General features: G+C 71.2%; 9 protein-coding genes and 1 pseudogene. 1 reads left to right on the top strand and 9 read right to left on the bottom strand.

The genetic code is table 11. The features are described from left to right. The 8 genes and pseudogenes from NBZ83_RS25060 to NBZ83_RS25025 all read right to left on the bottom strand — a co-directional run. Nucleotides 1-553, bottom strand: a pseudogene (locus NBZ83_RS25060) (FUSC family protein); the annotation flags it as partial. A gap of 261 nt (nt 554-814) precedes the next feature. Next, a complete protein-coding gene (locus NBZ83_RS25055) occupies nt 815-1,576 on the bottom strand; it encodes a hypothetical protein (protein ID WP_261570766.1) in 762 nt (253 codons plus the stop codon). Continuing rightward, nucleotides 1,573-2,619 carry an ABC transporter ATP-binding protein gene (locus NBZ83_RS25050; protein ID WP_261570765.1) on the bottom strand — a complete coding sequence of 349 codons (1,047 nt, stop codon included), beginning with the start codon at nt 2,617-2,619 and terminating at the stop codon, nt 1,573-1,575. Before NBZ83_RS25050 ends, NBZ83_RS25055 begins: the two co-directional genes overlap by 4 nt. A 249-nt stretch (nt 2,620-2,868) precedes the next feature. Then, nucleotides 2,869-3,573 carry a GAF and ANTAR domain-containing protein gene (locus NBZ83_RS25045; RefSeq protein ID WP_261570764.1) on the bottom strand — a complete coding sequence of 235 codons (705 nt, stop codon included), beginning with the start codon at nt 3,571-3,573 and terminating at the stop codon, nt 2,869-2,871. Nucleotides 3,574-3,650: 77 nt separating this feature from the next. Then, nucleotides 3,651-4,136, bottom strand: coding sequence for an STAS domain-containing protein (locus tag NBZ83_RS25040; protein ID WP_261575914.1), 486 nt, complete (start codon nt 4,134-4,136; stop codon nt 3,651-3,653). Then, entirely contained in the window at nt 4,129-4,563 is a 435-nt protein-coding gene (locus NBZ83_RS25035; RefSeq protein ID WP_261570762.1) for a hypothetical protein, read from the bottom strand. The genes NBZ83_RS25040 and NBZ83_RS25035 overlap by 8 nt, the downstream gene beginning before the upstream one ends. Before the next feature lie 84 nt (nt 4,564-4,647). Further along, a complete protein-coding gene (locus NBZ83_RS25030) occupies nt 4,648-5,526 on the bottom strand; it encodes an LLM class F420-dependent oxidoreductase (protein WP_261570761.1) in 879 nt (292 codons plus the stop codon). Between the two features lie 248 nt (nt 5,527-5,774). Beyond that, complete coding sequence (locus NBZ83_RS25025; RefSeq protein WP_261570760.1) at nt 5,775-6,665, bottom strand: class II glutamine amidotransferase; 891 nt, start codon at nt 6,663-6,665, stop codon at nt 5,775-5,777. Nucleotides 6,666-7,836: 1,171 nt separating this feature from the next. Between NBZ83_RS25025 and NBZ83_RS25020 the strand changes: the two genes are divergently transcribed. Beyond that, nucleotides 7,837-9,201 carry a glycosyltransferase family 4 protein gene (locus tag NBZ83_RS25020; RefSeq protein ID WP_261570759.1) on the top strand — a complete coding sequence of 455 codons (1,365 nt, stop codon included), beginning with the start codon at nt 7,837-7,839 and terminating at the stop codon, nt 9,199-9,201. Here NBZ83_RS25020 and NBZ83_RS25015 read toward each other — a convergent pair. Next, nucleotides 9,132-10,129: PfkB family carbohydrate kinase (locus NBZ83_RS25015; RefSeq protein ID WP_438803336.1), on the bottom strand; the 998-nt coding region annotated here is incomplete at its 5' end. The two genes, NBZ83_RS25020 and NBZ83_RS25015, sit on opposite strands and share 70 nt — an antisense overlap.

The raw sequence follows: 10,129 nt of genomic DNA, 5'->3' as shown, positions 1-10,129 counted from the left end.
CTCCAGCCCTGATGCCGGCCGGGCGGACGGCGACGCAGTCGGCCAGGGCCCGGCATGCCACCGCCAGGGCCCGACGGACCTCGTCCGGCGGCCGCGCCGGCCACAGCACCACCAGCGAGAGCAAGGCTGCGACCGCGCCCAGGCCCCAGCCGGCGAGCCGTTCCGGCACGGCCGACAGACCCGCCGGACTCGTCACCGGCAGCACGAAGGACAGCAGCAGGGCCGGGGCCGCGACCGCCAGGTACGCGTTGATCACTCCGGCGAACAGGACGGCGAACGCCACCACCGCCATCCCCCCGCATGCCGCCCACGACGAACCGGAACACAGCGTGCCCAGGGTGATCAGCGGCAGCCCCGCCAGGGCGAGCCCGCCATAGGCGGCGATGCGCACCCGTGCCGGGCCGCCGAAGTCGACGAAGACGAGCAGGGCGAAGACCGCGAACCAGGCGAACAGGCTGAGCAGGATCCGGTCGAACAGGTAGTAGCCGGCGGCCAGCACGGCGGGCGCGACGACGGCGGCCCGCAGCGCGCTGCGCAGCAGAAACGGATCCACGCCGGGGAGGACGACCCAGCGACGGTCACGCCGCGGCGGCCCGGGGCGGCCGGGACGTGTTGGACCGCCGGCCGGCCCGAGACGGCCCGGCGGCCCGACACGCCTGGGTGCAGGCGTGATCCCGACCCCCTCCACCGCCATCCAGCAAAGTCACTTATTGTGACCCACTGAAAGCAGGAAGCGATGTAGCTGCCGCGCGGCGCGGGCCGGTGTCTCTTCGGCCGACGGGTCCTCGACCCGCCGGCCGCCAGGCGTCAGGCGTCAGGCGTCCCGGCGCTTGGCCAGAATCAACCCGATCACGAACAGACCCACGCACACCGCGGCATAGTACGCCAGCGAGCCCCAGGGCCCGAACGGCATCCCCTCGATCGCCGGCGGGCCGTCGTCGGTCTCGGGCTGTCCGGCAACGATGAAGTTGTTGCCGACGGCGAACGGCAGCCAGTGCTGGAGGTGATCGCCGATTCTCGGGATCGCCGGCAGCAGGTTCTCCAGCAGGAGCAGGTAGATGAGTTCGATCACCACCGCCCCGGCGGACTGCCGGACGATCAGCCCGACGGCGAGGGCCAGCACGGCGGACAGCAGGTAGATCAGCCCGACGCCGAACACGTTGCGGTACTCCTGCGCCGTGTCGAGCGTCAGCGGCGCGTCCGGCTGGATCAGCCTGGCGATGCCCCAGGAGCCGACCGCGGTGATCTCCCCGACGATTCCGGCCAGTAGCGCGACGACCACGGCCTTCGCGACCAGCGCCGGCGTGCGGGTGGGGACGGCGAGGAAGGTCGACCGAATGGTGCTGAACCGGTATTCGGTGGTGACCGCCAACGTGGCCATCACCATCATCACCACGAGCCCGAAGTTGAAGGCGAACTGGGTGACGCTCGGGGTGAATTCGGGCAGGTCGGAGGACTTGGTAGTCGCCGCGAAGATGGACGTCAGGCCCACAGTCAGGGCAGTTGCGATGATCATGCACCACCACGGCGAACGGGTGGAGAACAGCTTGATGCGTTCGACGGTGAGCAGGGTCATCGCGCGTCGCCTCCCCGCGTCGCGTCCGCCGCAGCGGCCTGGATCCCCCGCGTCGGCGGCCCGGTGAGCTGGGCCGGAGCGGCGGGTGTACCGGCGGGCGGCGAGCCGTTCCCCGCCCCCGGGAGCGCGCCGGCGTGGTACTCGACCTCGCCCCCGGTGAGCTGAATGAACGCCTGTTCCAGCGAGCCACGCTGGGCGGCCAGCTCGTGCAGCACCAGGCCGACCCGCCCGGCCAGCTCGCCGATCTGTTCGGTGCTGCTGTTCGGCACCAGCAGCGCCGCCGGACCGTCGTCGCCGGCGGGCACGTCGCGGACGGCGAGCCCCTGACCGGTGAGCACCCCGCGCAGCCGCTCCATCTCGGGGCCGCGGACCCGGACCGCCGATTCGGACGCCATGTCGATGAAGGCCCGGGTGCTGGTCTGCGCGATGAGCCGGCCGCGCCCGATGACGATGAGCTCCTGGGCGGTCAGGGCCATCTCGGAGAGCAGGTGGCTGGAGACGAAGACCGTCCGGCCCTCGTCCGCGAGCCGGTGCATGAAGCGGCGGATCCAGAGGATCCCCTCCGGGTCCAGGCCGTTGACGGGCTCGTCGAACAGCAGAACGCCCGGATCGCCGAGCAGCGCCGTCGCGATTCCGAGCCGCTGTGCCATGCCGAGTGAGAAGCCGCCGGCGCGCTTGCCGGCCACGCCGGTCAACCCGACGATCTCCAGCACCTCGTCGACCCGCTTCGCCGGGATCCGGTTGGACGCGGCCATCCAGCGCAGGTGAGAACGCGCCGAACGGTTGGGATGCACCCACTTCGCCTCGAGCAGCGCGCCCACCTGGCGCAGCGGCTGCTTCATCTCGGCGTACCGCCTGCCGTCGATGCGGACCGTGCCCGCGCTCGGGTTGTCGAGTCCCAAAATCATGCGCATCGTGGTGGACTTCCCGGCGCCGTTGGGCCCCAGGAATCCGGTCACCTTGCCGGGCTGCACCGTGAAGGACAGGTCGTTGACGGCGACCGTGCGTCCATACCGCTTGGTGAGCCCTTGTGCCTCGATCATTCGCCCCCTTTCGTCAGAGGTCGTTTCCGCGGTACGGGGATGACCGGCCCCGCAAAATCCCGATCACGCCGGCGCGCCAGCCACCCGAGGAATCGCCCCGGTGGGCATCATCGTCGTGGAGCCATCACGGTCAGGCCAGTCATCGCACCCGGGGAACCATGTCGTCCTGCCGACAGTGAAACAGGACCGCGGAGGCGGCGACCATCGGGCCAGCCCCCGCATCCGACCGGGGGTGAGCCGGCCGGGCGGTCAGAGCACCCGTCGCCGGGCGAGGATCGCCTCGGCGAGCTCGGAGACCCGCCGGCGCTCGTTGCGCGCGGTCCGCCGCAGGATCTCGAACGCCGAGACCGAATCTGTCTTCCTCGTCGCCATGAGGTATCCGACTGCGCGCTCGATGGGAACGCGGTATTCCAACGCATACTGGAGCTGCCGGGCGAGTTTGTCATTGCGGTCGGCGATGAGCCCGGCGAGCAGCAGGTTCTCGAGAACCGCGCCGAAGTGCACCATCGCGTCGCGCTCGCTGTCAGTCCAGACGCGCGGGGAGTCGGCGGCGACGTTGAGGGTGCCGATCGGGCCGCCACCGAGGCGCACCGGGATGCCGAGGACGGCATGTATTCCGCCGTCGAGAAGAGCGGGGACGACCCGCGGCCACCGGGTCTCCGCGGCCAGATCCTCGGACACGACGATCTCGTCGGTGATGAACGACTCGACGCAGGGGCCCTCGCCACACTCCTCCTGGACGCGTTCAAGCAGGGCCCCGCTGCTGTCAGCAGCGGCGATGCTGCGCAGGGCCCGGTCCGCGTCGGCCAACAGGACGCCCGCGCCGGCCAGGTCGAAGATCTCGGTGACGGCCCGCACGACCTCGCTGACCAGCTTGGCGAGCTCGACCTGGCTCGGCGCCAGATGGTGCAGCCGGGCCAGACTGGCGTCCAGCAGCAGCTTGTCGATCTCCATCGTGGTTCCCCCGCAATTCCAGCGCGGCCCGACCGCCGCAACCCCGGCTGTCCCATCCTGTCGGATCACCTTGGGGGTTATCCCCCGATTGCCGCGGAAGGGGGAGCGGTCGACTCGAAGTCAGTTACCGCTTGCCATGCCACACCTACTGTACGGAATCGAGGTATGCCCTGGGGGGTGAGGATGGTCGCCATCCGGTCCAGGACGTGCGAGCACCCCGCGAGCGCGACGCGCACACACCGCTCTCGACCGGCCCGCCAGAGCAGATGCAGCGCAGTGAACCCGCGGACATCGACGAACACACCGGTCAGGTCGACGACGAGCGCGCGCGCGCACCCGTTCAGGCACGCCCACAGCAGCGCCCGGGCCATCGGCTCGGCAGCGGAGTCAAGATCTCCCCGGAACGCGACCGTGAAACCGCCCGAACGGTGCCGCACCGTGGCGGCGAGCCGACCCGACCCGGCGATGCCCACCCGGACCCCACCGACCTCGAACACCACCGACCCGAACACCTCGCACGGCGGAACCACGAACTCCCACGGGGCTCCACGCTGCTCAGCCATCGCTCGCCTCGCCCCGAGACCCGTGCGCGCCCGGCTCGCCGCCGCGGAGGTCGGCCGCGTCCACCGCCTCGGCATCCGTCGGACGGCGCGACGAGCGACGGCGACGCACCCCGACGTCGACCTGGCGGTGGACGGTCCCATCGATTGCGGCCGACCGTTCAGCCGCAATCGACGAGTTGATCATCCCGAGCAGGCGGCTCCGCTCATCGGCGGACATCCCGGACATCAGGCTGACGACCAGCTCCGACTCGCCGCCCACCGCAACCACGACCGGTGTGGCGTCCGCGGGCGCGGCCAACGGCGGCGGCGCCGACTCGCCCTCGCGGGCGACAGGGATCGCGGCGCTACCGCCGCCGTGTTCGGAAACGCGCTGTTCGGAAACGCCTTCCGCGTCCGGAGACGGGGGGCCTGAAATGGCTGCGGGCATGCGTCACTCTCCGTGACTCGGCCGCAGACACAGGGCAGGCGAATTGATCGGTTGCCGAAAGACTACCGCATGGGGTTCCCCTGGTCAGGGTGACGCAGGGCTGTGGATCGCACCCGCGAGACGGCCCCACTGCGCGAGCGGGAGCTGGGTGGGCGTCGAGGTCAGAACCTGCACGGCGACGTGATCCGCACCCGCCTGCTGGTGCTCGGCGATCCGCCCGAGGACGGTATCCAGGTCGCCCCAGGCGACCACGGCGTCGACGAGCCGGTCGGAGCCGCTCCCGGCCAGATCTGCGTCGGTGAATCCGAGCCGGCGCAGGTTGTTGGCGTAGTTCGGCAGACTGAGGTAGCGGGTGAGGCTGTGGCGAGCGACCGCGCGGGCGCTGCCGGGGTCGGCGTCGAGCACGACCATCTGCTCGGGTGCGAGCAGCGCATCCGGCCCCATGATCTCCCGCGCCCGCCGGGTGTGTTCGGGCGTGACGAGGTAGGGCAGGGCGCCAAGGGTGCGCCGGGAGGCGATCTCCAGCATCCGGGGACCGAGCGCCGCCAGCGCCTGGTCGGACCGGGGCACCCCGAGCTCGTCGAGCGTGTCCAGATAGTCGAGAAGGATCTCGACCGGCCGCTCCCAGCGGCGACCCGTCACCTTCTCCACCGGGTCCCGGTGCCCGACGCCGAACCCGAGCAGCAGCCGGTCGGGATGAGCCTTGGCGAGCATCGCGTAATGGTCGGCGACGATGTCGGCCTTCTCGGTCCAGACGTTCAGGATGCTCGTGCCGACCACTAGCCCTTCGGTGCCATCCAGGATGGCGGCGGGAAGCTCCAGATCCCCGCTGGCGCTGCCGATCCACACTGTCGGGATACCCATCGCCGCCACTTCGGCGGCGACCTCCGCCCGTGACCGGACGTCCGTCGGCCATTGCCGCTGGGCTGCCCAAAGCCCGATCCTGCCGACTTCAAGTACCACGACGAGCCCCTTCCGCGCAGGGAACTGCGACTGTCCGCACCATTACCCGTGCACTGTTGCTACCCCGAGACCGCACCCGCTATGTCGGCAGGTTTCACCGAACTGCGTGGGAACGCCGAGCGGACGGCCCATGTGGGCGGCAGCTGATGGACATGCCCACCGAAACACCGCACCGCAACACCGCACCGCAACCGAGACGCCGCGGCCGACGCGCCGCGGCCGAGTCTGCCGGTGACGCCGCCCCAGAATCAGCCGGACATCGGCAGATCGGGCACCGATGTGGTCTGCGACACGGCTGCCTCAGGCCGCAGATCCTCCAGGGAAAGCTGGTGGGCGGGCGGGCCCTCGAGCACGATCCGCGAGGTCACCGCGAGATCGGCCGCGACGTGGAGAAGTTCGCCGCTGTCCATCAGCCGCCAGCGCGGATCCTCGTCCATCCGCTCGCTTTCGACCACGACCGCGGGCTCGTCGCGCAGATCGAGGGAGCGGACCCGGATCTCGCTGAACGGGCTTGCATGGTCGAGGTGGCGGTCGTTGCGTCCGCCGGCGCCACGCTGGAGCACGTACAGGCCGTTGGTGTCCGGGTAGCGCAGCGCCCACAGCTCCCGGTCGGTGATGAGGATCATGTTGATGGAGTAAAGGGGCAGGTTCTGCGCGACCCAGCGGGCGGCCGCGGCGATGCCCTCGCCCACGTCCCCGTCGTGAGCGTCGATCTCCCTGCTGACCAGCGCGAAGAAGCGCTCGGAGTCGGTGTCGCCGAGCACCGGCAGGCCGGCCGTGCCGAGCTCCGCGTCCAGTTTGTCCAGGCCCTCGATCACCCCGTTGTGGGCGAAGATCCGCCCGTCGCGGACGAACGGGTGCGTGTTGGCGTCGCTGGCCTGGCCGGTGGAGGCGTGCCGCACATGCGCGACGAAGGTCGACGAGATGACGTCCTGGGCCTCCCGGGCGAACGCCGTGTCCGTGCGACTGCGGATCGCCTGCCTCACCACCTGTGGGACCCCGTCCGCGTCAAAGGCACCAAGCCCGGCGCCGTCCGGCGTCCGCAGCGTGGCTGCGCGTGGGCTGTCGGGCGCGTCCAGCAGCCAGAACGTGGCCTTGATCCGCTTCGGACCACTACTCATCGCGAACAGGTGGCACATCGACGCCCTCCCTCACATTCTTGACGGCCCCGGCCACCGGCCGGAGCCCGGCTCACCGAGGCACGCGGGATCCAGCGGCCCGGGCGCAGCGATGGCCGTCGGTGGAGCGAAAAGGGCAACGCTACCTCCGGCCCGAAGCGCTGGCGATCGGCTCGGCGCCCAGGATCGACCACTGACGACATGTTTGGTGCAGTTCCCGCGAATGTCCTGTTCCCAGCATCGACCCCGTCACTCCCGGTGCATGCGGCACGTTCCACGCCGGAGTCCGGTGGCCGCGGTGGCGTATCTGAGCGGCAGGGATGACCGTATTGCTGTTTCGTTCCGTTTCGTTTTTCCAACACAACGGCGGATGTAGCCGGATGGTGCTGGCGCGCCGCGACCCGAACGCGCCAAGCACGGCATCGACCACCGTCCTCCGGCCTCGTCGCGAGCCCCGAGCCCTGAGCCCGAGCCCTGAGCCCGAGCCCTGAGCCCGAACCCGAACCTGAGTCCGAACCCGAACCCGAGTGCGCCGCGAAGGCTTCCGAGCACTCCCTAGCTGCCCGACCCCGCCGCAGCACCCGCCCCTGCCGCACCCCGGGAGTTCTCTCCCACGTAGGAAGCAGGACGCGCTCACGAGAATCGGGTCCATGCGGCGACGGCGAACCTTCGATACCGCCACGCCGCCATGGCGATGACAACGGGGGCATGGGCAACATAACCACCCGGCCTTCCTGATCAACAGGGCCACCGCCGGAAACCGTCTCCATGTTGCGCTTAACCACCGTGCAGGAATTCGCGGTCACCCGCCCCGCCTATTTCAGGGTCCGACAGCTGCTGCGACCGGACCGATCGGCCCTGATCGGAGCTCATCGTGCCCGACTTCGGGCCGCCCTCGACTCGGCCTGAACGCCCCCAGGATGATCCCCAACCACCGGGAAACGGCGACGCCCAGATTTTAACCGCAAGTTCGGACAGAAGACCGACTCCCGGCAGATCACCACACGGTATCGGACCTGCCCGGACAATATCGGCAGGGGCTCGCGCTACGCTATTTCGCCGCACCCACCGGACCACCCAGGGAGAATCGCCGGGCGTTCGACGACAATCACCTGTCCGGGCCATGTCCGCGGTAGCATATTCCCATCATTCCCGCATGCTTCGGTGACCGGACCGATGGAAACGGAGACGCATGGCGGATTCGGTCCGATCGCTACGCGCCCTGTGCATCCTGTTCTTCTGCGAGCAGTACCCGCCGGTCGTCTGGGACGGCGCGGGCAGCTACACGGCGACGCTGGCCGTCGCGCTCGCCCAGCTCGGGCACGAGGTGCACGTGCTCTGCGCCCAGGGTCACCGGATCGTCGACTCCGTGCAGGACGGGGTGCACGTGCACCGGCGGCCGCTGTTGCGGGTTCCGGTCAGCCGCGGGCTGGGCCCGGTCGGGGCGCGGCTGCGCGGGCCCCTCTACCCGCGGGACTCGATCACACTGCGCGTCAGCCTGCCGCTGTCCTACAGCTTCTGGATGCGCCGCCTCGGCCTGCGCCCGGACGTGATCGAAACGCAGGACGGAGAGACCCGCGGCCTGGTCCAGGCGCTGTACCGCACCCGCCCGCTCGCCATCCACCTGCACTGCCCGACCATGCTCGCCGTCCAGCTCGTCGGCCAGCCCATCGGGTACAAGGGCCGGCTCGCCGACCGGCTCGACAGGATTTCCGTCGATCTCGCCGCTGTGGTGACCTCCCCGTCTCAGCTACTCGTAGACACCCTGCGTGAACGCGGCTGGCTGGATCGGCGCGCCGTGGAGGTGATCCCGAACCCGTTCGACGCCATCCCCTGGCGCGATGTCCCGGACGTCGCCGGGACGTCGCCGACGGTCGCCGCGGTCGGCCGTCTGGAGGCCTACAAGGGGGTGGACGTCCTGCTCGACGCGTCCGCGCGGCTCAACCGCGCGGGCATCACCCACCGGCTGGTACTCGCCGGCCGCCCCGCCGGCCTGATCGGTGGCACCCCCGCCGGCACCTGGCTCGCCCGGCGGGCGCGCGAGCTCGGCCTGGACGTCGAGTTCCCCGGCCATCTGTCCGGCGCCGAGATCCGCGACCTCTACCGGCGGGCGCGCGCCGTCGCCGTGCCCAGCCGCTTCGAGAGTTTCTCGATCGCCGCCGTCGAGGCGATGGCCGCCGGGCGGCCGGTGGTCACCACGACCCGGACCGGCGTGGCGCCGTTCGTCGAACGCTGGGGGTCCGGGACCGCGGTCCCGCCCGACGACGCCGAGGCGCTGGCCGCCGCACTCGCCCCGTTCCTGCTCGACCCCGCGCGCGCCGCCGCCTGCGGTGCCCGGGGCCGGCTCGGCGTGGTCGAGATCGACCCGGCGGTGATCGCCCGCCGCAAGGAGGACGCCTACCGCCGCGGCATCGCCCAGTTCGCGGCATCCACCGGACCCGGCGGCGACATGGCCGGGCGCATTCCGATCCCTCGTGCCCGGCGGTCCTACCCCGACGGTTTCGGTAGGCCGAACACCAGCTCACAGAGCTCGCCGACGGTGGGCAGCGCCTCGTAGGCACCGACCCGGCTGACCGTGAGCGCCGCGGCGGCCTGCGCGTGGCGGACGGCGGTGGCCGGGTCCGCGCCTGCCACCAGGCGGGCGGCGAGCACCGCGGTGAAGGCGTCGCTGGCCCCGGTCGTGTCGATCACTCCCGCCGCGACAGCGGGGTGGATGGTCGTCGCGCCGCCGGTCCGCACCACACATCCTCGTTCGCCGTGGGTGACGCAGACCGTCGGGACGCCGAGCGTCTCGCAGACCGCCTCGGCGAGGCGGCCGGCGGGCCCCCGGGCGGCGGGCCGCCCGGCAAGCAGCGCGCGGGCCTCGGCCTCGTTGGGGACGAGGAGGTCAACCTGCTCCCACGGAACGGTCCTGACGACTGCCGGGTCGGTCGGCGCCGGCGCCGGGTTGACGACGACCCGCATGGCAGCCTTAGCGGCGGCGGCGATGAGGTCCGGAGCCCGTTCGGCGAACTCGAACGTCACCAGCGCCGCGTCGGCCGGCCCGCACGTCGCCGCCGCCGCCTGGACCTGGTCGGGGGTGACGGCCAACGCATCGGGAACTCGCCACACGACCGCCTTCTCGCCGTCGTCCCGGACGTGAACGATGCAGACGGGCGTCGGGGTGTCCGGGATGACCGCCATCGCCGACACGTCGACCCCCTCGCCGACCAGAGCCGCCCGGACGGCCGCGCCCACCACGTCGGCTCCCACCGCCCCCACCGCGGCGACCTGCGCGCCGAGCCGGGCCAGGGTCACCGCCTGGTTGAGCGCCTTCCCGCCCGGCACGGTCCACATCGCCTCGGCACGAACGTCCTGGCCCCAGCCCGGCAACCGCGACGTGCTGACCAGGCAGTCGAGGACGAACGCGCCGACGACGAGAAACCGCGGCGCCCCGAGCACCCCGGGACCGCCCAGCGCCTGTGTCCCCGAATTGCCAGTTCCCC

It is taken from the genome of Frankia gtarii (assembly GCF_025403375.1).
Taxonomy (GTDB): Bacteria; Actinomycetota; Actinomycetes; order Frankiales; family Frankiaceae; genus Frankia; species Frankia gtarii.
This window is presented reverse-complemented; position numbering and strand designations above follow the sequence as displayed.